The sequence below is a fragment of the Pseudomonas sp. p99-361 genome (genome assembly GCF_003935475.1).
Lineage (GTDB): Bacteria > Pseudomonadota > Gammaproteobacteria > Pseudomonadales > Pseudomonadaceae > Aquipseudomonas > Aquipseudomonas juntendi.
The window spans coordinates 117,600-139,579 of the sequence record NZ_RHQO01000001.1; the positions used below are offsets into that span (position 1 = coordinate 117,600).

At 64.0% G+C, this 21,980-nt stretch carries 14 protein-coding genes; 9 read left to right on the forward strand and 5 right to left on the reverse strand.

Going from position 1 to position 21,980, the window contains the following annotated elements:
* The first annotated feature begins 63 nt into the window (after positions 1 to 63).
* Entirely contained in the window at positions 64 to 2,217 is a 2,154-nt protein-coding gene (gene glgX, locus EGJ22_RS00515) for a glycogen debranching protein GlgX (RefSeq protein ID WP_029886658.1), read from the forward strand.
* A gap of 404 nt (positions 2,218 to 2,621) precedes the next feature.
* Positions 2,622 to 3,530, forward strand: coding sequence for an autotransporter outer membrane beta-barrel domain-containing protein (locus tag EGJ22_RS00520; RefSeq protein WP_029886659.1), 909 nt, complete (start codon positions 2,622 to 2,624; stop codon positions 3,528 to 3,530).
* Positions 3,531 to 3,585: 55 nt separating this feature from the next.
* On the opposite strand, the gene glgB is transcribed toward EGJ22_RS00520, so the two are convergent.
* The 3 genes from glgB to EGJ22_RS00535 all read right to left on the reverse strand — a co-directional run bounded on the left by glgB (position 3,586) and on the right by EGJ22_RS00535 (position 11,233).
* A complete protein-coding gene (gene glgB, locus EGJ22_RS00525) occupies positions 3,586 to 5,796 on the reverse strand; it encodes a 1,4-alpha-glucan branching protein GlgB (RefSeq protein WP_029886660.1) in 2,211 nt (736 codons plus the stop codon).
* Positions 5,793 to 9,113, reverse strand: a complete 3,321-nt coding sequence (gene treS, locus EGJ22_RS00530) for a maltose alpha-D-glucosyltransferase (RefSeq protein ID WP_029886661.1) — start codon at positions 9,111 to 9,113, stop codon at positions 5,793 to 5,795. Before treS ends, glgB begins: the two co-directional genes overlap by 4 nt.
* 101 nt (positions 9,114 to 9,214) lie before the next feature.
* Positions 9,215 to 11,233, reverse strand: coding sequence for an alpha-1,4-glucan--maltose-1-phosphate maltosyltransferase (locus tag EGJ22_RS00535; protein ID WP_029886662.1), 2,019 nt, complete (start codon positions 11,231 to 11,233; stop codon positions 9,215 to 9,217).
* A 142-nt stretch (positions 11,234 to 11,375) separates the two neighbouring features.
* On the opposite strand from EGJ22_RS00535, the gene EGJ22_RS26035 reads away from it, so the two are divergent.
* The gene (locus tag EGJ22_RS26035) at positions 11,376 to 11,537 is read left to right on the forward strand and encodes a hypothetical protein (protein WP_009686375.1); all 162 of its coding nucleotides are present in this window, start codon (positions 11,376 to 11,378) and stop codon (positions 11,535 to 11,537) included.
* Positions 11,538 to 11,624: 87 nt separating this feature from the next.
* Here the strand turns inward: EGJ22_RS26035 and EGJ22_RS00540 are convergent, their stop codons facing one another.
* Complete coding sequence (locus EGJ22_RS00540) at positions 11,625 to 13,307, reverse strand: AMP-binding protein (RefSeq protein WP_029886663.1); 1,683 nt, start codon at positions 13,305 to 13,307, stop codon at positions 11,625 to 11,627.
* Between the two features lie 322 nt (positions 13,308 to 13,629).
* Between EGJ22_RS00540 and EGJ22_RS00545 the strand changes: the two genes are divergently transcribed.
* From EGJ22_RS00545 to EGJ22_RS00560, 4 genes are read left to right on the forward strand one after another with little or no spacing between them, the layout of a single operon-like run.
* Positions 13,630 to 14,793 (forward strand): isovaleryl-CoA dehydrogenase, encoded by a 1,164-nt coding sequence (locus EGJ22_RS00545; RefSeq protein ID WP_029886664.1) that lies wholly within the window; start codon positions 13,630 to 13,632, stop codon positions 14,791 to 14,793.
* A gap of 15 nt (positions 14,794 to 14,808) precedes the next feature.
* Complete coding sequence (locus EGJ22_RS00550) at positions 14,809 to 16,416, forward strand: carboxyl transferase domain-containing protein (RefSeq protein WP_125920053.1); 1,608 nt, start codon at positions 14,809 to 14,811, stop codon at positions 16,414 to 16,416.
* Positions 16,417 to 16,419: 3 nt separating this feature from the next.
* Positions 16,420 to 17,235 (forward strand): gamma-carboxygeranoyl-CoA hydratase, encoded by an 816-nt coding sequence (locus EGJ22_RS00555; RefSeq protein WP_064314357.1) that lies wholly within the window; start codon positions 16,420 to 16,422, stop codon positions 17,233 to 17,235.
* On the forward strand, positions 17,232 to 19,184 hold the full coding sequence (locus EGJ22_RS00560) for an acetyl/propionyl/methylcrotonyl-CoA carboxylase subunit alpha (RefSeq protein WP_029886667.1): 1,953 nt from the start codon (positions 17,232 to 17,234) through the stop codon (positions 19,182 to 19,184). Before EGJ22_RS00555 ends, EGJ22_RS00560 begins: the two co-directional genes overlap by 4 nt.
* Positions 19,185 to 19,895: 711 nt before the next feature.
* On the opposite strand, the gene EGJ22_RS00565 is transcribed toward EGJ22_RS00560, so the two are convergent.
* On the reverse strand, positions 19,896 to 20,603 hold the full coding sequence (locus EGJ22_RS00565; protein ID WP_009686369.1) for a LexA family transcriptional regulator: 708 nt from the start codon (positions 20,601 to 20,603) through the stop codon (positions 19,896 to 19,898).
* 88 nt (positions 20,604 to 20,691) lie between these two features.
* Between EGJ22_RS00565 and EGJ22_RS00570 the strand changes: the two genes are divergently transcribed.
* Positions 20,692 to 21,003, forward strand: coding sequence for a DUF6124 family protein (locus tag EGJ22_RS00570; protein ID WP_009686368.1), 312 nt, complete (start codon positions 20,692 to 20,694; stop codon positions 21,001 to 21,003).
* A 437-nt stretch (positions 21,004 to 21,440) separates the two neighbouring features.
* Complete coding sequence (locus EGJ22_RS00575) at positions 21,441 to 21,956, forward strand: DUF4880 domain-containing protein (RefSeq protein WP_064314358.1); 516 nt, start codon at positions 21,441 to 21,443, stop codon at positions 21,954 to 21,956.
* The last annotated feature ends 24 nt before the right edge of the window (positions 21,957 to 21,980 follow it).

Here is a 21,980-nt window from a genome sequence, read left to right on the forward strand (position 1 = left end):
TAGGGCACCTGGGCAGCACTGCATCACTTCCATACCTTCCACCACGGCCATTTGAGGATTGCCATGAGCCCCCGTACCCCAAAGAAAACCCGCTCGGTTGCCCCAACCCGCATCCGCGAAGGCCAACCCTTTCCCCTCGGCGCCACCTGGGATGGGCTGGGCGTCAACTTCGCCCTGTTTTCGGCCAATGCCACCAAGGTCGAGCTGTGCCTGTTCGACGCCACCGGCGAGCATGAGCTCGAACGCATCGAGCTGCCCGAATACACGGACGAGATCTACCATGGCTACCTGCCCGATGCGCACCCTGGCCTGGTGTATGGCTACCGCGTCTATGGCCCGTACGAGCCGCAAAACGGTCACCGCTTCAACCCCAACAAACTGCTGATAGACCCTTATGCCAAGCAGCTCGTCGGCGAACTCAAGTGGTCAGAGGCACTGTTTGGCTACACCATCGGCCACCCCGACGACGACCTGTCGTTCGATGAACGTGACAGCGCCCCCTTCGTGCCCAAGTGCAAGGTGATCGACCCGGCCTTCACCTGGGGCCGTGACGAGCGCGTTCAAGTACCTTGGGAGCGCACCATCCTCTACGAGGCGCACACCCGCGGCATCAGCATGCGCCACCCCGCCGTGCCGGAGGAGCTGCGCGGTACCTTCGCCGGCTTGGCCAACGACGAATTGCTCAAGCACATCAAGGACCTGGGTGTTTCCAGTATCGAGTTGCTGCCGATTCACGCGTTCGTCAACGACCAGCACCTGCTGGACAAGGGCCTGAACAACTACTGGGGCTACAACAGCATCGCCTTTTTCGCGCCCCACCCGCGCTACCTGGCCAGCGGCAAGATCGCCGAGTTCAAGGAGATGGTCGCGCACCTGCACGACGCCGGGCTGGAGGTGATTCTCGATGTGGTCTACAACCACACCGCCGAGGGCAATGAACGCGGCCCGACCCTGTCGATGCGCGGTATCGACAACGCCTCGTACTACCGCCTGATGCCCGATGACAAGCGCTACTACATCAACGACTCCGGCACCGGCAACACCCTCGACCTGAGCCACCCCTGCGTGCTGCAACTGGTCACCGATTCGCTGCGCTACTGGGCTGGCGAAATGCACGTGGACGGCTTCCGCTTCGACCTGGCGACCATCCTTGGCCGGTACCATGACGGCTATAGCGAGCGCCACGGCTTCCTCGTGGCCTGCCGCCAGGACCCGATGCTGAGCCAGGTCAAACTGATTGCCGAGCCGTGGGACTGCGGGCCGGGCGGCTACCAGGTGGGCAACTTCGCCCCCGGCTGGGCCGAATGGAACGACCGCTTCCGTGACACCGTGCGCGCCTTCTGGAAAGGCGATGAAGGCAAGCTGGCCGACTTTGCCGCGCGCATGACGGCCTCGGGCGACATGTTCAACAACCGCGGCCGCCGGCCGTACTCCTCGGTCAACTTCATCACCGCGCACGACGGTTTTACCTTGCGCGACCTGGTGTCGTACAACCACAAGCACAACGAAGACAACGACGAAAACAACCAGGACGGTACCGACAACAACCTGTCGTGGAACTGCGGCGCCGAAGGGCCGACCGAAGACCCGGCCGTGAACGCCCTGCGCATGCGCCAGATGCGCAACTTCTTCGCCACTTTGCTGCTGGCCCAGGGCACGCCGATGATCGTGGCGGGCGACGAGTTCAGCCGCACCCAGCACGGCAACAACAACGCCTACTGCCAGGACAGTGAGATCGGCTGGATCAACTGGGACCTCGACGAGGAAGGCAAAGAGCTGCTGGCCTTCGTCAAGCGCCTGACTCGGCTGCGCCTCACCTACCCGGTACTGCGCCGTTCGCGGTTCCTGGTCGGCGATTACAATGAAGCGATCGGGGTCAAGGACGTGACCTGGCTGGCGCCGGATGGCGGCGAGATGACCGTGGAGCAGTGGGAAGACCCGCACGGCCGCTGCCTGGGCATGCTGATCGATGGCCGCGCGCAGGTCAGCGGTATTGCCCGGCCCGGCGCCGAGGCAACCGTGCTGCTGATCGTCAACTCGCACCATGATGTGGTGCCGTTCAAGCTGCCGACAGTACCGGATGGCGACCACTGGAACTGCCTGATCGACACTGACCGGCCAGAACTGCGCAAGGGCCAGCACCTGCAGTTCGACAGCACCTTCGAGGTGAAGGGGCGCTCGATGGTGTTGATGGTGTTGCAACGCGAAGACGAGTGAACCGGGCAGGCGCGGTGGGCAGTGCCCGCCGCGGTCTCTTCTGTGCCTGTGAGATCGAACGCCGCCACTGTCGAAGCGTGGCGCTAGCAATCATTCTTCATAGCGCCCGTGCGGGAAATAGCAAACGCCGCTATAGCCGCACAGTTTTTCTTTTGAATCAGCGCTTTGGTCACCCCCACAAAAGGTGAACGGGCCTTTCACGTTTTCTTGACGCAAGCCCTCCCCTCTCCTTAGCTGAAGATTACCGAGCAGTAAAAATCTCGCGCCGAGCCTCTAGCGCGCGCCTTTGGGCGCGTGTGCCGAAGCGGGCGTGCTGGTTTGGGTCGCCCTCTGTTTTGCCGTACAGCCTGTGACAACAGACCAGGTCCTGAAGCTGTACTTCACAAGAGCAAAGGAGACCCGCCATGAAAACCACTTCGAGCCCCGTGCGCATCGACCGTCTTTTCTACGCGGTTTCCACGTCGCTGCTTCTGGCAACCCCGGTGGAAACCTTCGCGTATGAGTGGTCACAGCATTATCCGCCCCTACCCCGCAACGGCACGCAAGCGCCCGAACCGCTCGCAGCGCCCGACCAGCAGCTGATGACCGGCCCCGAGCTGTTCGTGCGTGCAACGCCAGCAGGCGATGTGCAACGCGCCGGGAGGGTGGTCGGCCACAACAACCTGCAAAGCAGCTTCAATGGCATGCGCCCGCTGTTGGGCAACAAGCCGCGCAAAGCCGCGCAACTGAGCGGGGAAAGCCAGGGCATGTACTGGAGCATGGCCCACGCGCAGGGCTGGCACCTGGATGCCGTGGCCGTGGGTTCGCGCATCGAGGTGGATGGCGGGGGTGACACCGGCCAACGGCCGGGCGACAGCGGCCACGCGATGACTTTCTCCGTGGAGGGCGGCTATCCGATCCCCCTGGCTGGCAGTTGGGTGATCGAACCCCAGGCGCAATTGATGAACCAGCAGTTCTTCCCCGGCAGCCAAGGGCAGCACGCAACCCGGCAGGCCTTCGACAGCCAGCCCAGCTGGAGCGGCCGCGTCGGCGCCACATTGTCCGGGCGCTATGAAATGCGCGGCATGCCCTTGGAGCCTTATGTGCGGACCAACGTGTGGTATGACTTCAGCAACCCTGATGAGGTGAAGCTGGAGCAGGTCGACAAGATCTCCAGTTCGCGCTTTTCGACAACGGTGAAACTGGGCCTGGGGCTGGTGGCGCGGGTAACGCCCTCGGTGGCCATGTTCGTCAGTGCCGACTACAGCAGCGATGTGGATGGCAATGACCTCAATGGGCTGATTGGCAGCCTTGGGGTGCGCATGCGGTGGTAGCCTGCGCTGGCCCTGGCGCCGGCAAACCAGCTGCAGGGCCAGCACAGCAGGTGCATCAGGCGGGCTTCATCACCAGCACACCCAGCGGGGGCAGGTTCAGGGCCAGCGACTGCGGCTGGCCGTGGCTGGCGATGTCTTCGCTGTGCACCAGCCCAAGGTTGCCGACATTGGAGCCGGCGTACATCTCGGCATCGCTGTTCAACAGCTCCTGCCAGCGCTCGCCGAAGGGCACGCCAATGCGGTAACCCTCACGCGGAACCGGGGTGAAGTTGGCGACCACCAGCACGGGTTCGCCACTGCTGCTCCAGCGCAGCCAGGCAAACACGCTGTTCTGTGCATCGTCACCGATCAGCCACTGGAAGCCCTCTGGCTGGCAGTCCTGCTCATGCAACGCCGGGACTTCGCGGTACAGCCGGTTGAGGTCACTGACCAGGCGCTGCACGCCTTGGTGCTCAGGGTACTGCAGCAGGTACCAGTCCAGCTGGCTATCGTGGTTCCACTCCCGCCACTGGCCAAATTCGCAGCCCATGAACAGCAGCTTCTTGCCGGGGTGGGCCCACATGAAGGCCAGGTAAGCGCGCAGGTTGGCGAACTTCTGCCAGCGGTCGCCGGGCATCTTGTCGATCAGCGAGTGCTTGCCGTGTACCACTTCGTCGTGGGAAATGGGCAGGATGAAATGCTCGGAGTAGGCATACACCAGGCCAAAGCTCATCTCGTTGTGGTGGTGGGCACGGTGGACCGGGTCGTTCTGAATATAGTGCAGGGTGTCGTGCATCCAGCCCATGTTCCACTTGTAGGCAAAGCCCAGCCCGCCCTGCTCGATCGGCTGGCTGACCCCGGGCCAGGCGGTGGACTCCTCGGCGATGATCAACGCCCCCGGCGCCTCATGGGCCGCCACACCGTTGAGGTGGCGAATGAAGTCGATGGCCTCGAGGTTTTCGCGCCCGCCGTGGCGGTTGGGCACCCACTCGCCGGCCTTGCGCGAATAGTCCCGGTACAGCATCGAGGCCACCGCATCGACGCGCAGCCCGTCGATGTGGAAATGCTTCAACCAATGCAGCGCAGAGGCCATCATGAACCCGCGCACCTCATTGCGGCCCAGGTTGTAGATCAGCGTGTTCCAGTCCTGGTGGTAGCCTTCCAGCGGGTTGTCGTACTCGTACAGGGCCGTACCGTCGAAGCGCGCCAGGCCATGTTCGTCTGTGGGGAAGTGCGCCGGTACCCAGTCGAGCAATACCCCGATGCCGCCCTGGTGGCAGGCATCAATGAAGGCGGCGAAGTCCTCGGCACTGCCGTAGCGCGAGGTGGGGGCGAACATCGACAGTGGCTGGTAGCCCCAGGAACCGCCGAACGGGTGTTCCATGATCGGCAGCAGTTCAATATGGGTGAAGCCCAGCGCCTGCACATACGGCACCAGGCGCTCGGCCAGTTCCCGCCAGTTGTAGTAGCGCCCGACCTCGCCGGCCTCGTCCATTTCGCAGCGCCAGGAGCCGGGGTGCAGCTCATAGATCGACAATGGCGCGTTGTACGCATGGCGCTGCGCCCGTTGCGCCATCCAGTCGTGGTCTTGCCAGGCATGGCCCAGCTCACCCGCTACCTTGGACGCCGTGCTCGGCGGCAATTCGGTAGCGCGGGCCAGGGGGTCGGCCTTCAACGGCAGGATGCCATCCTTGCCGAGCACTTCGAACTTGTAGGTTTCACCCACGCCCAGCCGTGGGATGAACAGCTCCCACACCCCGGCACCATGGCGCAGGCGCATCAGGTGGCGACGCCCATCCCAGTTGTTGAAGTCGCCCACCACCGATACCCGCCGGGCGTTGGGGGCCCACACCGAAAAGCACACCCCGTCGACGCCCTCGACCTGCACCGCCTGCGCGCCGAAACGCCCGGACAGGTCGCGGTGGTTGCCCTCGGCAAACAGGTGCAGGTCCATGTCGCCTAATTGCGGACCAAAGCTATACGGGTCCTCGGTCACCTGCTCGCCACCGGCCCAGCCGATCTGCAGCAGGTAAGGCTGTGCTGTATCGAGGTGCGCGGTGAACAAGCCTGGCAGGCTGCCCTGCGCCATTTCGGTGAGGATGCGCCCGTCTTTGCGGGCAAGAATGCGCACATTCAGGGCGCCGGGGAGGAAGGCGTTGACCACCTGCCCGCCTGCGCCGTCGTCATGGGGGCCGAGTACCGCAAATGGATCGGCGTGTTCGGCGCGGGCCAGGGCGTCGAGGTCCCGTTGCCGAAGGCCGCCGTTTTCACGCGTTGTTACGTTCATTCTGACTCTCCCCAGGTACTGATCAGTCCATGCAGGCCATGCAAAGGCACGGCCAGCCAACTCGGCCGATTCTCGGCTTCATAAGTAATTTCGTAGGCGGCCTTTTCCAGGCAGAAAAGCTCCAGGGCAGCGCGCTCGCCTTCCGCCTGCTGCCAGGCGTGGGGCATGGCAGCGGTGGCCAGGCCGTACGCCTCGACAAAGGCATGCCGCGACTGGTGCAGGTACTGCCGGGCCACCCGTTGCCGGGCTTGCCGTGCCGCGTCGGAAAGGTCCACCGTAGACGCGCTGCGCAAGATCATCGCAGCAGCATAGTCGAACGACCGCAGTACGCCGCTGACATCTTTGTAAGGGCTGTGTTTGGCCCTGCGTTCTTCCAGGGGCCGGGCCGGCTCACCCTCGAAATCGATCAGGTAGGCATCACCCTGCACCACCAGCACCTGGCCCAGGTGCAAGTCACCGTGCACGCGCATCAGCAAGCCGCCCTCGGCCTGCCCGGCCAGCTGGCGAACGTGCTCGACCAGGCCGTCACGCTGTTGCTGCAGGTCGTCGACCAGCGCCTGGCTGTCGTGGTCCAGGTGGTCGCGGTGCTGCGCCAGCAGGTCGAGGGCATGGGTCAACTCGGCACTGATCTGGGTCACCCAGCGTTCGCGGTCGTGGGCATCGCTGGGCCGCGGCTGGAAGGCCGGGTCATCGGTGGGTGCTGCCAGCAACACGTGCATCTCGCCCAGGCGCTGGCCGAACAAGGCGGCGAAGGCTGTGAGTTCGGCGAGGGCGTCGGTATGTGCCTCGGTATCCGAACGGGTGGGCTCCATCTGGTCACGGATGGCGCGCTCAAGCGTGTTCTGGGTCCAGGCCCAGGCATCGCCCTGGTTGCTCAGGTAGCCTTGGGCGATCATCAGCAGGTGCGGGGCTGCCTGCGCATCTACGCGGCTGACCCAGGCCAGCAGTGGTGAAATATTGGCAAAGCCGGCAGCGGTCAGGTAGGCGCTCATTTCAAGCTCCGGGTGAATGCCCGGGTTGACCCGGCGGATCAACTTGAGCACCACGCGGTCGCCGATGACCACCGAGCTGTTGGACTGTTCGGCGCTGAGGTAGCGCACCTCGCTTTCTTCATTCAGCCCCAGGCCGGCCAGTTGCTCGGTGCTGTCGAAACGCAGCTCGCCGTCAGCGTCGCCACACGCCAGCCGCGTGCTTTCCTGGCACGCACGCAGTACGGCGCGGATGAACGGCTCAAGCACGAACGCATCGGTAATCAGACCCACCTGATGGGCCCGGCGCACCCGGGACAACGCCAGTTGCTGTGGCAGCGCACTGTTGATCTGCTCCTCGGGCAGCAGCCCGAACGGCAATTGATAACGGGTGGCCACGCCGTCACTGAGCACTTCGAGCTCGCTGAGTAATACCGGCGTAGTGGCGGTGCCGAAACGCACGCCATAACACAGCCGTACCTGGTCTATGGGCCCTTCCTTGCCCGCGAACCAGCGCCGTTTCGGCAGGTACTGGGGCAGGATGTTGGTTTGCAGGGTGTCGCTGGCAGGCGCCGCCAGCAGTTCTTCCATGCGTTTGCGCAATACCAGCGTAATCAATTCGGGTAACCCCTCGGTGGGCTGGGCGTGCCAGCTGGGCATACGATCGTGCGAAGCCAGCAGGAACCAGTAAAAGCCATAAGGTGGCAAAGTCAGCAGGAACGGCAGCTGACCGATCGGCGGGAACGCACTGCCGCCGAGCATCTCCACCGGTACTTTGTCGGCGTACTGTGACAATTCCAGTTCTGCCGCCTGGGCGGCGCGGGAAACGTTGGCCACGCACAGGATGACCTCGGTGTTGCCATCGGCATCGGTGTATTCGCGAATGTAGGCCAGGATGCGCCGGTTGCTGGGGCTCAGCGTGCGCAGCGTGCCACGGCCGAAAGCCTTCTGCTGCTTGCGCACCGCCAGCATGCGCCGGGTCCAGTTGAGCAGCGAGTGCGGGTCGTGGCTTTGTGCCTCGACGTTGACCGTCTGGTAGCCGTACAACGGGTCCATCACCGGGGGCAGCACCAGGCGCTGTGGGTCGGCGCGGGAAAAACCGCCATTGCGGTCCGGCGACCATTGCATGGGCGTGCGCACGCCATCGCGGTCGCCCAGGTAGATGTTGTCGCCCATGCCCAGCTCGTCACCGTAGTACAGCGTGGGCGTGCCGGGCATCGACAGCAGCAGGCTGGTGAGCAGTTCGATGCGCCGGCGGTCACGCTGCAGCAAGGGCGCCAGGCGCCGACGGATGCCCAGGTTGATGCGCGCGCGGCGGTCTTCTGCGTAGTAGTTCCACAGGTAGTCGCGCTCGCGGTCGGTGACCATTTCCAGGGTCAGCTCATCGTGGTTGCGCAGAAAGATCGCCCATTGGCAGTTGGCCGGGATCTCCGGGGTCTGGCGCAGGATGTCGGTGATCGGGAAACGGTCCTCCATGGCCAAGGCCATGTACATGCGCGGCATCAGCGGGAAATGAAAGGCCATGTGGCATTCGTCGCCGTCGCCTTCGCCGAAGTACGGGCGGGTGTCCTCCGGCCACTGGTTGGCTTCGGCAAGCAGCATGCGGTCTGGGTAGTTGGCATCGATCTCGGCGCGAATGGCCCTGAGCACCCCGTGGGTTTCAGCGAGGTTTTCGTTGTTGGTGCCATCGCGTTCGATCAGGTAAGGGATGGCGTCCAGGCGCAGCCCGTCCACGCCCAGGTCGAGCCAGAAGCGCATTACCCCGATTACCGCCTTGAGCACCTGCGGGTTGTCGAAGTTGAGGTCTGGCTGGTGCGAGTAGAAGCGGTGCCAGAAATACTGGCCTGCCACCGGGTCCCAGGTCCAGTTGGACTTTTCGGTGTCGAGGAAAATGATGCGGGTGCCATCGTACTTCTGGTCGTCATCGGACCATACGTAAAAGTCGCGCGCCTTGCTGCCGCGTTTGGCGTGGCGGGCGCGCTGGAACCAAGGGTGCTGGTCGCTGGTGTGGTTGATGACCAGTTCGGTGATAACCCGCAGGCCACGCTTGTGCGCCTCGGCGATGAAGCGCCGGGCATCGGCCATGCTGCCGTAGTCCGGGTGCACGGCCTTGTACTCGGCGATGTCATAGCCGTCGTCGCGCCGCGGCGAAGGATAGAACGGCAGCAACCACAGGGTGTTGACGCCCAGCTCGGCAATGTAGTCCAGCTTGCTGATCAGGCCGGCGAAATCACCGATGCCATCGTTGTTCGAGTCAAAGAACGACTTGATGTGCAACTGGTAGATGACAGCGTCCTTGTACCACAGCGGGTCGTCGATGAAGGCTGCCGGGCGGGAACGCTTGGCCATGGGTGACTCCTTGCATGTCTGTGGACCGTGTTGGCTGGCGGTGTGGCTGCCGTGAAGCCTATTTGCCGGCGATGGGCCGCGAGGCGGCCCGGTACCTATGCCTAACCGGCCTTTTCGATACGCCAGATGCCGAATGGTTGGTGCCAAGGTTCGATGCGCATGAACTGGGTCTTGCCGTACCACGACCAGCGGTGGCCATTCATCAGGTCTTCACCCTGGGTTTGGGCGTTGTCATCGAGCCCCAGCTCCCACAGCGGCAGCTCGAAGTGCGCCTCCTGGGCGTTGTGCGGGTCTAGGCTGATTGCCACGAGGATGTAGTTGTCGCGCTCGGGCGTACGCTTGGCGAAGTACAGGATGTTGTCGTTCCAGCAATTGAAGAACGCCACGCCGAGGTGGGTTTGCAAGGCGGGGTTCTGCCGGCGGATGCGATTGAGCTGGGCGATCTCGGCAATGATGTTGCCGGGCTGGCTGAAGTCGCGCGGGCGTAGCTGGTATTTCTCCGAGTCCAGGTATTCCTCCTTGCCTGGCAACGCGGCGCTTTCGCACAGTTCGAACCCCGAATACATGCCCCACAACCCTGACCCCATGGTCGCCAACGCCGCACGAATGAGGAAGCCGGCCCGGCCGGAGGTGTGCAGGAAGAACGGGTTGATGTCGGGGGTGTTGACGAAGAAATTGGGGCGGTAGCACTGGCTCCATGGCGGCTGGTTGAGTTGCTCGAAAAATTCGCGCAGCTCTTGCTTGGTGTTGCGCCAGGTGAAGTAGGTGTAGCTTTGCGCATAGCCGACCTTGCCCAAGCGCGCCATCATGGCGGGCTTGGTGAACGCCTCAGCGAGGAAGATCACCTCCGGGTACTGGCTGCGCACATTGGCGATCAGCCATTGCCAGAACGGCAGCGGCTTGGTGTGCGGGTTGTCGACGCGGAACGTCTTCACGCCCTCCTCGACCCAGCCCACCACCACATCGCGCAGCGCCAACCAAAGGCTGGGTACTGCTTCGGGGGCATAGAAGTCGACGTTGACAATGTCCTGGTATTTTTTTGGCGGGTTCTCGGCATAGCGGATGGTGCCGTCCGGGCGCCAGCTGAACCAGCCCGGATGCTGTTTCAGCCAGGGGTGGTCCTGGGAGCACTGGATGGCGAAGTCGAGGGCAATTTCCAGGCCGTGCTCGGCAGCAGCAGCCACCAGGCGGCGGAAGTCTTCACGGCTGCCCAACTGCGGGTGAATCGCTTCGTGGCCACCCTCTGCACTGCCGATGGCATACGGGCTGCCCGGGTCACCCGGCTCGGCCGTGAGCGCATTGTTGCGCCCCTTGCGGTGCTGCAGGCCAATAGGGTGAATGGGCGGGAAGTACAGCACGTCGAAGCCCATGTCACGGATCATCGGCAGCCGCTGGTGCACATCGTTGAAGGTGCCATGGCGCTGCGGGTCGTCGGTGATCGAGCGTGGGAACAGTTCGTACCAACTGGCGAACTGCGCAGCCGGGCGGTCCACATCGAGCGGGAAATCGCGGCTGCGGGCCAAGTAGCTGCGGTGCTCGGCCTCGGCCATCAGCCGGGCGGTGCGCGGGTCCAGCAGCAGCGCCACCTGGTCGTCACTGCTCACCTCCGCCAGGCGCTGCAGCACTGCCTCAAGCTCGTTGCGCACGGCGCCATCGCATAGGGCAATGCCCTGGCCGAGCATCAGCCGCCCCTCTTCCAGCTCCAGCCTAACCTCGACGCCGGCGTGGTACTTTTTTTCCAGGTCGTGGCAGTACGTGGCGAACGGGTCGATCCAGGCCTGGATGCCGAACAGGTGCGGCCCCAGCTCGGTGGGGGTGAACTCGGCCAGCCACAGGTCGTTGCCCGCCGACTGCATCGGCACGCATTGCCAATGCTGGTTGTGCGCCGGGCGCCAGTTTAGCACCACGGCCAGGCGGTCGTGGCCATCGCTGTAGACCTTGGTGCTGACGGCAACCGGTTGACCGCTGATGGCCTTGGCGGCGAAGGTGCCGGCGTCGAGCACCGGCTGGGTGTCCTCGATCACGATGCGTGGGGCCAGCAGCGCCTGGGCCAGGCTGATGGCCTGGTCAGGATGATCGTTGGCCATTGGCACGCTTTCAAAAAGCTCGTTTCGTGACATCGACCTTGCTCCCTCAGGCTGGTGGCGGTAAGGGTTCAGAGCCGGGCGCGGGCGTGAGGGTTCAAAAAAAACTGAGCGAATCGCAGCTGGCCGAAGTCCAAGCCTGCAGTACCTCTTCAAACCACCCACGCGAGGTCAGGCCATGAACATTCCAACACCACCGGAAACCCCCGATCCGAACATCGACGACCCGAGCTTGCCGCCGCCCGTGCCGGAGCAAGACCCGGACGAGTTGCCGGTCAAGCCAACCGAACCGCCGACGGTGGGCGACCCGCCGAACCAGGAACCACCGGTGAAAGCCTAAGGGTAGACCAGGTTACCGACCTTGCCGCCCGCAAGGTCGGTGCAGGCGGGCAACTGCCGCTGCGGGTAAACCGGGCAGCCTGGTCCGTCAACCCGCGCCATCGGCACCGAGTTCGGCGATGCTGATCTCGCGCATGCGAAACTTCTGCACCTTACCGGTTACCGTCATCGGGTATTCGTCTACGAAACGGATATGCCGCGGCACCTTGTAGTGGGCTATGCGTGCCTTGCACCAGCATTGCAGTTCTTCGGCGGTGGCCGTGTGGCCAGGGTGCAACTTGACCCATGCGACGATCTGCTCGCCATAACGGCTGCACGGAATACCGATCACCTGGGCGTCCGCCACTGCCGGGTGGGTGTAGAAGAATTCTTCCAGTTCACGCGGGTAAATGTTCTCGCCACCGCGAATGATCATGTCCTTGTTGCGCCCCACGATCCGCACGTAGCCGTGTTCGTCCATCACCGCCAGGTCACCCGAGTGCATCCAGCCGGCCGGGTCGATGGCTGCCGCTGTACCCTCGGGGTTGTCCCAGTAGCCGAGCATCACGCTGTAGCCGCGGGTACATAGTTCGCCGATCTCGCCGCGCGAAACGATACAGCCGTCAGCGTCCACCAGCTTGTTTTCCAGCTGTGGCTGCGTGCGGCCAACGGTGGCAACCCGTAGCTCCAGCTCATCCTCTGGCCCGGTTTGCAGCGAAACCGGGCTGGTTTCGGTCATGCCATAGGCGATTTGCACCTCGGCCATGTGCAACTGGTCGATCACCCGGCGCATTACTTCGATCGGGCAGGTGGCCCCTGCCATGATGCCGCTGCGCAGGCTGGAAAGGTCCACCTGGGCGCGTAGCGGGTGGTCGAGCATGGCGATGAACATGGTAGGCACGCCATAGAGAATGCTGGCACGCTCCTCGGCCACGGCACGCAGGGTGAGTTCGGCATCGAAGGCATCGTTGGGGTAGATCATGGTGCTGCCGTGGGTGATGCAACCCAGGTTGGCCATGACCATGCCAAAGCAGTGGTACAGGGGCACCGGGATCACCATGCGGTCGCGCTCGCCCAGGCCCAAGCTTTCGCCGACCATGAAGCCGTTGTTGAGGATGTTGTAGTGGCTCAGCGTGGCGCCCTTGGGTGCACCGGTAGTGCCGGAGGTGTACTGGATATTCACCGGTTGGTCGAACTGCAGCCCGCTTTGGCGGGCCAGGTAGGCTTCGCTCGAGGTTTGCCCGGCCAGCCCGGCCAGGGCTTGCCATGCCAGGAAACCGGCCGGCGGGTTGGCTGCCAGGCTGATGACCCCGCGCAGCTCGGGTAGGCGCTGGCTGGCCAGTGCGCCCGCGGGGGCGCTCGCCAGCTCTGGCACCAGCGCCTGAACCATGGCGTGATAATCGGAGCTTTTGAAAGCATCGGCGCAAACCAGCCAGCGGCACCCGGCCTGGCGCAACACGTATTCCAACTCACCCACCCGGTAGGCCGGGTTGATGTTGACCAGAATCGCCCCGACCTTGGCGCTGGCCAGCTGCAACACGCACCATTCGGCGCAGTTGGGTGACCAAATGCCCAGCCGGTCGCCGCGGTTCAGGCCCAGCGCCATCAAGGCGCGGGCACACGCGTCGACCTGTTCGGCCAGTTGCCGCCAGCTGTAGCGCAGGCCCTGGTGGCGCGAAACCAGGGCTTCGCCATCGGCGCAACGCGCCACGGTGGCGTCAAAGGCCTGGCCGATGGTCTGGGTCAGCAACGGCTGGTCCTGGCGGCCGCGGGTATAGCTTGGTTGACTCATGGGTGTCCCTTCTTGTGGTTGTTCTGGGCACGGCTGAAGCAAGCGGAGATACTCTGGCGCAGATTTACGTTTACGTAAAGGTGACGATCAGATTGACACCCGGCCCAAGCCAGGTTTACGTTAACGTAAAGGTGATGAACAACACCGATCCTCAGGCGTGAAGCCGAACCCTGTGAAAGCGGGCGTGCCCGCGAATGCGATCATTCAGGAAATGACGGCGGCCCTGCTGATGCGTTCGCGGGCACGCCCGCTCCCACAGGGTCCGGCGACAGCTCCATGAGCTACGGTATAACCCATTTCAAGAACAACAAGGTGCCCCTGCATGCATTACCCCACCCTGAACTTCGCCCTGGGCGAAACCATCGACATGCTCCGTGACCAGGTGCGCACCTTCGTCGCCGCCGAGCTGGCCCCGCGTGCCGCGCAAATCGACCATGACAACCTGTTCCCTGCCGATATGTGGCGCAAGTTCGGCGACATGGGCCTGCTGGGCATCACCGTTTCGGAAGAATATGGCGGCGCCGGCCTCGGCTATTTGGCCCACGTGGTGTCCATGGAGGAAATCAGCCGGGCCTCGGCGTCGGTGGCACTGTCGTACGGTGCCCACTCCAACCTGTGCGTCAACCAGATCAACCGCAACGGCAGCCACGCACAGAAACTCAAGTACCTGCCCAAGCTGATCAGCGGCGAGCACATCGGCGCGCTGGCCATGAGCGAGCCCAATGCCGGCTCCGACGTGGTGTCAATGAAGCTGCGCGCAGAAAAGCGCGGCGACCGCTACGTACTCAATGGCAGCAAGACCTGGATCACCAACGGCCCCGACGCCAATACCTACGTGATCTATGCCAAGACCGACCTGGACAAGGGTGCCCACGGCATCACCGCGTTCATCGTCGAGCGCGACTGGCCAGGCTTCAGCCGCAGCAACAAGTTCGACAAGCTGGGCATGCGCGGCTCCAACACCTGCGAGCTGTTCTTCGACAACGTCGAAGTACCGGAAGAAAATATTCTCGGCCAGCTGAACGGCGGCGTACGCGTGTTGATGAGCGGCCTGGACTACGAGCGCGTGGTGTTGTCGGGCGGGCCGACCGGCATCATGCAAAGCTGCATGGACCTGGTGGTGCCGTACATTCACGACCGCAAGCAGTTCGGCCAGAGCATCGGCGAGTTCCAGCTGATCCAGGGCAAGATCGCCGACATGTACACCCAGCTCAATGCCAGCCGCGCCTACCTGTATGCCGTGGCCCAGGCCTGTGACCGTGGCGAGACCACCCGCAAGGACGCTGCCGGGGTCATCCTGTACACCGCCGAGCGGGCTACGCAAATGGCCCTGGAAGCCATCCAGATCCTTGGCGGCAACGGCTATATCAATGAATTCCCGGCTGGCCGCCTGCTGCGCGATGCCAAGCTCTACGAGATCGGTGCCGGCACCAGCGAAATCCGTCGGATGCTGATCGGCCGCGAACTGTTCAACGAGACGCGCTGATCTGCGCCAGGGGTCATGATGATTCTCAAGTCACAGCTCAACACCAAGGCGGCGGATTATGCCCACAGCCATGCCGCCATGGCCGCCCAGGTCCAGGCCCTGCGCGGCCTGCTGGCCCAGGTCGCCCAGGGCGGCGGGCCCAAGGCTCAGGAACGGCACACCTCCCGCGGCAAACTGCTGCCACGCGAGCGCATCGACCGCCTGCTGGACCCGGGCTCGCCGTTCCTCGAGATCGGCCAGCTGGCGGCCCACGAGGTCTACGGCGAGGACGTGCCGGCTGCCGGGGTGATCGCCGGCATCGGCCGCGTAGAAGGCGTGGAATGCATGGTCGTGGCCAACGACGCTACGGTCAAAGGTGGCTCGTACTACCCGCTGACGGTGAAAAAGCACCTGCGTGCGCAGGCCATCGCCCAGCAAAACCGCTTGCCGTGCATCTACCTGGTGGACTCGGGGGGTGCCAACCTGCCCCGCCAGGACGAGGTCTTCCCTGACCGCGAGCACTTCGGTCGGATCTTCTTCAACCAGGCCAACATGAGCGCCCAGGGCATCCCGCAGATCGCCGTGGTGATGGGCTCGTGCACTGCCGGTGGGGCCTACGTGCCGGCGATGGCCGACGAAGCGATCATGGTGCGCCAGCAGGCGACTATCTTCCTCGCCGGCCCGCCACTGGTAAAAGCCGCCACGGGCGAAGTGGTCAGTGCCGAGGACCTGGGCGGGGCCGATGTGCACTGCCGTACCAGTGGCGTGGCCGACCATTACGCCGACAACGACGAACACGCCCTGGCCATTGCCCGGCGCTGCGTGGCCAACCTCAACTGGCACAGGCTGGGCAAGCTGCAACGCCTGGCCCCGGTGGCACCGCTGTACGCCGCCGACGAGCTGTATGGCGTGGTGCCCGCCGATGCCAAGCAGCCGTTCGATGTGCGCGAAGTGATCGCCCGGCTGGTCGACGGCTCGCTGTTCGACGAATTCAAGGCGTTGTTCGGTACCACCCTGGTCTGCGGCTTTGCCCACCTGCATGGCTACCCGGTGGCGATCCTGGCCAACAACGGCATCCTGTTCGCCGAAGCGGCGCAAAAAGGCGCGCACTTCATCGAGCTGGCCTGCCAGCGGGGCATCCCACTGCTGTTCCTGCAGAACATCACCGGGTTCATGGTGGGCAAGAAGTATGAGGAAGGCGGTATCGCCAAGCATGGCGCCAAGCTGGTGACCGCCGTGGCCTGCGCCCAGGTGCCGAAATTCACGGTGATCATCGGCGGCAGCTTCGGTGCAGGCAACTATGGCATGTGCGGCCGTGCCTACGACCCACGCTTTTTGTGGATGTGGCCGAACGCGCGGATCGGTGTGATGGGCGCCGAGCAGGCCGCCGGTGTGCTGGCCCAGGTCAAGCGCGAGCAAAGCGAGCGCAGTGGCCAGCCGTTCAGTGCTGAAGACGAAGCCAGGCTCAAGCAGCCGATTCTCGACCAGTACGAACAGCAGGGCCACCCCTACTACTCCAGTGCCCGGCTATGGGACGACGGCGTCATCGACCCGGCGCAAACCCGCGACATACTGGGCCTGGCACTGTCCGCTGCGCTGAACGCGCCGATCGAAGCGAGCCGCTTCGGCATTTTCCGGATGTGACCCATGAGCGATTTCAGCACCCTCGAAGTGATTCGCGACCCCCGCGGCTTCGCCACCCTGTGGCTTAGCCGCGAGGACAAGAACAACGCGTTCAACGCGCAGATGATCCGCGAGCTGATCGTCGCCATCGATCGGCTGGCCGACGATACCGGCTTGCGCTTCGTATTGTTGCGCGGGCGTGGCCGGCACTTCAGCGCCGGTGCCGACCTGGCCTGGATGCAGCAGTCGGCGCAGCTGGATTTCAACACCAACCTGGATGACGCCCATGAACTGGGCGAACTGATGTACGCCCTGCACCGGCTCAAGGTACCGACCCTGGCCGTGGTCCAAGGTGCGGCGTTTGGCGGGGCACTGGGCCTGATCAGTTGCTGTGACATGGCCATTGGCGCCGAAGACGCCCAGTTGTGCCTGTCGGAAGTGCGCATCGGCCTGGCCCCGGCGGTGATCAGCCCGTTCGTGGTCAAGGCCATCGGCGAGCGTGCCGCGCGCCGCTATGCCCTGACTGCCGAGCGCTTCAGCGGTATACAGGCCCGCGAACTGGGCCTGCTGGCCGAGGTATACCCCGCCACTGAGCTGGACGCACAGGTGGCGCTATGGGTGAACAACTTGCTGCAGAACGCCCCGCTGGCCCTGCGTGCCACCAAAGAGCTGCTGCGTGAAGTGGACGACGGCGAACTCAGCCCGGCGCTGCGCCGCTACTGCGAGAACACCATCGCCCGTATCCGCGTCAGCGCCGAAGGCCAGGAGGGCCTGCGCGCCTTCCTGGAGAAACGCCCACCCGCCTGGCAAACCGCTGAGACCAAGGAGCCGCGCCCATGAGCCGCCCCGCTTTGACCACCCTGCTGGTCGCCAACCGCGGCGAAATCGCCTGCCGGGTGATGCGCACCGCCAAGGCCATGGGCCTGACCACCGTCGCCGTGCATAGCGCCATCGACCGTGACGCGCGGCATAGCCGCGAGGCAGATATCCGCGTGGACCTGGGCGGCACCAAGGCCGCCGACAGCTACCTGCTGGTCGACAAGCTGCTGGCTGCAGCCAAGGCCAGCGGTGCCCAGGCCATTCACCCAGGCTACGGTTTCCTGTCCGAGAACGCAGGCTTCGCCCGCGCCATCGAGCAGGCGGGGCTGATTTTCCTCGGTCCACCGGCCAGCGCCATCGACGCCATGGGCAGCAAGTCGGCGGCCAAGGCGTTGATGGAGGCCGCCGGGGTGCCCCTGGTGCCCGGTTACCACGGCGAAGCCCAGGACCTCGACACCTTCCGCGACGCGGCCAGGCGCATCGGCTACCCGGTGCTGCTCAAAGCCAGCGCCGGCGGTGGGGGCAAGGGCATGAAGGTGGTCGAGGAGGAAAGCCAGCTGGCCGATGCCCTGGCGTCGGCCCAGCGTGAGGCGCAGGCGTCGTTCGGCGATGCACGCATGCTGGTGGAGAAGTACGTGCTCAAGCCGCGCCATGTGGAAATCCAGGTGTTCGCCGACCAGCACGGCCATTGCCTGTACCTCAACGAGCGCGATTGCTCGATCCAGCGTCGCCACCAGAAGGTGGTCGAAGAAGCCCCCGCCCCCGGCCTGTCGGCCGAACTGCGCCGGGCCATGGGCGAGGCGGCGGTACGGGCGGCGCAAGCGATTGGCTATGTCGGTGCCGGTACGGTGGAATTCCTGCTCGACGCCCGTGGCGCGTTCTTCTTCATGGAAATGAATACCCGCCTACAGGTGGAGCACCCGGTCACCGAGGCCATCACCGGCCTGGATCTGGTGGCCTGGCAAATTCGTGTGGCGTGCGGCGAGGCCCTGCCGATCACCCAGGACCAGGTGCCGCTGATCGGCCATGCCATTGAAGTTCGCCTGTACGCCGAGGACCCGGCCAACGAGTTTCTGCCGGCGACCGGCACGCTGGCGCTGTACCGTGAATCGACAGCTGGCGAAGGCCGGCGGGTGGACAGTGGCGTGAGCGAAGGCGATGCGGTGTCGCCGTTCTACGACCCGATGCTGGGCAAGCTGATTGCCTGGGGCGAAAACCGCGAGCAGGCACGCTTGCGCTTGCTGGCGATGCTCGACGAATTCGCCATTGGTGGGGTGAAGACCAACCTCGTGTTCCTGCGGCGCATTCTGGCGCACCCGGCGTTCGCCGCGGCGCAACTGGATACCGGCTTCATTGCGCGGCACCAGGCCGCGTTGCTGCCGGCACCACAGCCGCTGCCGGTCAGTTTCTGGGAGGCCGCAGCCGAAGCCTGGCGGCAGGGCCTGGCAGGGCAGCAGCGCGAAGATGACCCCGGTTCGCCATGGGCCGAGCGCAGCGGCCTGCGCCTGGGCCTGCCCGCGCGCAGTAGCCTGCACTTGGTCAGTGCTGGCCAGGACCACGCTGTGGGTTTGGAGCACAGTGCGGCGCCCACCTGGCAGTTACTGGGCGAGCAGTTGGTGCATGACCACGACGGCGTGCGTCGCCAGCACCTGGCGATGCGCCGGGGGGCTACGTTGTACTTGCAGTGGGGCGGCGAGATGCATGCCATCGAAGCCTTCGACCCGATCGCCGAGGCCGAGGCCAGCCACGGTCACCAGGGCGGCTTGGGCGCCCCCATGAACGGCAGTATCGTGCGGGTGCTGGTGGCGCCGGGGCAGCGGGTGGAAGCCGGTACCGCGCTGGTGGTGCTGGAGGCCATGAAAATGGAGCACAGCATCCGCGCGCCTCATGATGGCACGGTGAATGCGTTGTTCTGCCAGGAAGGGGATATGGTCAGCGAAGGGGCGGTGCTGGTCGAATTGGCGGAGTGAGTTGGCTGGGGGGGTTGGCTGGTTTATGTTCGCCACACCCTTTGCAGCGCCTGTGAGACCGAGCGCCGCCCGCGCGGCGCATCGCGAGCTGCGCTCGCTCCTACGTTTGTTTCGGGCCAGTTATGCCTGGGGGATTTGCGCGCGCCCCCTTGGGGCATGGCACGATACCGCGCCGTACGAACAAGGCGGTCGCGCGCGCCTGTCACAGGCCATACTGGCCTGAAACAAACGTAGGAGCGAGCGCAGCTCGCGATGCGCCGCGCGGGCGGCGCTCGATTTCACAGGCGCCACACTGATCAAGCCCTACACCCACCAGCCGCACAACCACCCCCAGAAATTCACAACCGGTCGCATGCGCTGGCCCAGGGCAGCCTGGCCCGAAACAGATGTGGGAGCCGGCTTGCCGGCGATGCTTTGCAGCGCCTGTGAGACCGAGCGCCGCCCGCGCGGCGCATCGCGAGCTGCGCTCGCTCCTACGTTTGTTTCGGGCCAGTTATGCCTGGGGGATTTGCGCGCGCCCCCTTGGGGCATGGCACGATACCGCGCCGTACGAACAAGGCGGTCGCGCGCGCCTGTCACAGGCCATACTGGCCTGAAACAAACGTAGGAGCGAGCGCAGCTCGCGATGCGCCGCGCGGGCGGCGCTCGATTTCACAGGCGCCATACTGATCAAGCCCTACGCTCACCAGCCTCACAACAACCTCAAAACACCTAGAAGGAGCCATGCACCCGCACAACCACCCCCAAGAACTCGCAGCCTTCCTCGCACAACAAGGCCGGGTAATTACTGTTCAATGCCTTGAGATACCGCTGCCCACCCTCCTCGGCCAATTCACGAAAAATCGCCGGTTTACCTGGCTGACGCGCAATCACCAGACGCCCAGGTACAGCTTGCGCCCCAGGGTCCACCAGCATACGCATGCCCTGCGGCACACTGCGGCCACTGATAGCACTCATCGCATCATTTTCCACCGTCAGCCAGAACGCCTTCCCCTGAGCCAGGTAATCGGTCTGCTCGAACTCAGCAGGCTCCGCGATCTGGGCACCACCTAGCTGATCCCAACTCAACACCGGATAGCGGAAACATACTATGTATTGCATCAGGTCCAGGTCATCATCATCGTCATCCACCTCGTAGGTACCGCGCTCCTCGCCGACCTGGCCCTGAACGCGCAACTGCAAGCTGACGTGGTAATGAGGCATGCCAATCTCGACGAACGTGCGGTTCATCGACTCGATCTTCGGCTGACGCCTTTTGTTCACCCAATGCCCCACGCTGCCTTGAGACACGCCAACGCGCTCGGCAAGCTGCTCTTGGGTAAGCCCTAGCTCCTCCATCCGGTCACGGACGAGGGCAATCCATTTATCCATATTCATCGCTGGCACGATACGGACTGCCTTCTGGCGCTCAATAAACATTCAGTATTATTTCTTGGTGGCAATTCAAATACTCCAGGTATTAGTATCGGCCTGATCCCTTTCCTTACTGGCATTAGCAGGTATCAGGATGAAACTACCGAAAAACGACGAAACAGATCTCGACAGCGAAGCCGCCCGCCGCGCCCTCGACTACTACCTCAACCCCAACCCGCCACGCCCGACGCTGGACAACAAGATCTGGACCCTGCACGAAGGCGTGACCAGCGAGCAGGCCCAGGAACACGCCATCGCCCTGCTGCGCTGCGCTGCCGCCACCGCACAGGAAACCGCCACGCACCAGCACGGCAGCCAGCGCGAGCTGACCTTCGCGCTGATGCACATGATGGACATGGCACGCGCGCTGCTGGAGCACAAGCAACGTGAAGACCGGGGTTTATAGATGAACGGAAGGGAGAGCACGTGATGGCCGCGTAACGGCAAAGGCCCCGATTGCCGGGACAAGGAAGCGCACCGGTAAAACTTTTTTACCGGAATGATGAAAATTCATTTGACTGGCAAATGATAACGATTATTATTGCACTCAGCTGATCGCGAGATCTGCTGGATAACCTGAAAGCTTAGGTCGCTTTCAGATTATCTCCTCATCAGGCTAATCACGGTTTTTGACCCGGCTTTTTGCCGGGTCTTTTTTTTGGCTCTTCAGGCTAATGAAGATCGTGATGGCGCGCATGGTAGCAAATGTGTTTCAGGGCGTGAACGCTCATTACAAAACTTTGCGCAATCAGCACTTGAGAATCAATCTCGTTTCGCCTACGCTGACCACGCATCACGGAAGATGCCCCCACCCCTTCCCCTTTGTAGCGCAAGGAGCCGGTCATGACCCGTCTGCTGCTGCCCGTCGAACACCCTACCGCGGTCAATGAGCCTGATGTCGACAATGCCCTGCTGCACGCGCTGAAGCGGCTGCCACGCCGGGTGCAGCAAGTGATGCTGCTGAGCCGCCTCGACCAGCTGGACTTCGCCAGCATTGCCACCCGCCTTGACCTGCCACTGGCCACTGTCGAACGCAACATGGACCAGGCCCTGATGGCCGGGCGCCCGCGCCGGGATGTGCTGGCAAGCGTGGCCAGCCAATGGTACGTGCGCTTGCAGAGCCCCCAGGTGACCGCATGCGAGCGCATCGACTTCCGCCGCTGGCTGGACGCAGATGCCGCGAACTTGCAGGCGTTTCACCAAACGGAATTACGCTGGCGCAGCCTGCTGGCGCCGGCGCGCCAGCTTGGCCAGGATGGTTGGTACCGGCAAGGCCGGGCGGCGCTGTCGCTAGGCGGCTGCTCGGTAGCGGTCGGGGCTGGGCTGGCGGCGTTACTGGTGTGGGCATGGTGCAGCTGATGCCCGCTGCCGGTTCACTTCAGG

What these genes read in the sequence shown, in the direction of transcription:
- glgX (WP_029886658.1), top strand. Translation starts at nt 64, where the DNA reads ATGAGCCCCCGTACCCCAAAGAAAACCCGCTCGGTTGCCCCAACCCGC.
- EGJ22_RS00520 (WP_029886659.1), top strand. Translation starts at nt 2,622, where the DNA reads ATGAAAACCACTTCGAGCCCCGTGCGCATCGACCGTCTTTTCTACGCG.
- glgB (WP_029886660.1), bottom strand. Translation starts at nt 5,796, where the DNA reads ATGAACGTAACAACGCGTGAAAACGGCGGCCTTCGGCAACGGGACCTC.
- treS (WP_029886661.1), bottom strand. Translation starts at nt 9,113, where the DNA reads ATGGCCAAGCGTTCCCGCCCGGCAGCCTTCATCGACGACCCGCTGTGG.
- EGJ22_RS00535 (WP_029886662.1), bottom strand. Translation starts at nt 11,233, where the DNA reads ATGTCACGAAACGAGCTTTTTGAAAGCGTGCCAATGGCCAACGATCAT.
- EGJ22_RS26035 (WP_009686375.1), top strand. Translation starts at nt 11,376, where the DNA reads ATGAACATTCCAACACCACCGGAAACCCCCGATCCGAACATCGACGAC.
- EGJ22_RS00540 (WP_029886663.1), bottom strand. Translation starts at nt 13,307, where the DNA reads ATGAGTCAACCAAGCTATACCCGCGGCCGCCAGGACCAGCCGTTGCTG.
- EGJ22_RS00545 (WP_029886664.1), top strand. Translation starts at nt 13,630, where the DNA reads ATGCATTACCCCACCCTGAACTTCGCCCTGGGCGAAACCATCGACATG.
- EGJ22_RS00550 (WP_125920053.1), top strand. Translation starts at nt 14,809, where the DNA reads ATGATGATTCTCAAGTCACAGCTCAACACCAAGGCGGCGGATTATGCC.
- EGJ22_RS00555 (WP_064314357.1), top strand. Translation starts at nt 16,420, where the DNA reads ATGAGCGATTTCAGCACCCTCGAAGTGATTCGCGACCCCCGCGGCTTC.
- EGJ22_RS00560 (WP_029886667.1), top strand. Translation starts at nt 17,232, where the DNA reads ATGAGCCGCCCCGCTTTGACCACCCTGCTGGTCGCCAACCGCGGCGAA.
- EGJ22_RS00565 (WP_009686369.1), bottom strand. Translation starts at nt 20,603, where the DNA reads ATGTTTATTGAGCGCCAGAAGGCAGTCCGTATCGTGCCAGCGATGAAT.
- EGJ22_RS00570 (WP_009686368.1), top strand. Translation starts at nt 20,692, where the DNA reads ATGAAACTACCGAAAAACGACGAAACAGATCTCGACAGCGAAGCCGCC.
- EGJ22_RS00575 (WP_064314358.1), top strand. Translation starts at nt 21,441, where the DNA reads ATGACCCGTCTGCTGCTGCCCGTCGAACACCCTACCGCGGTCAATGAG.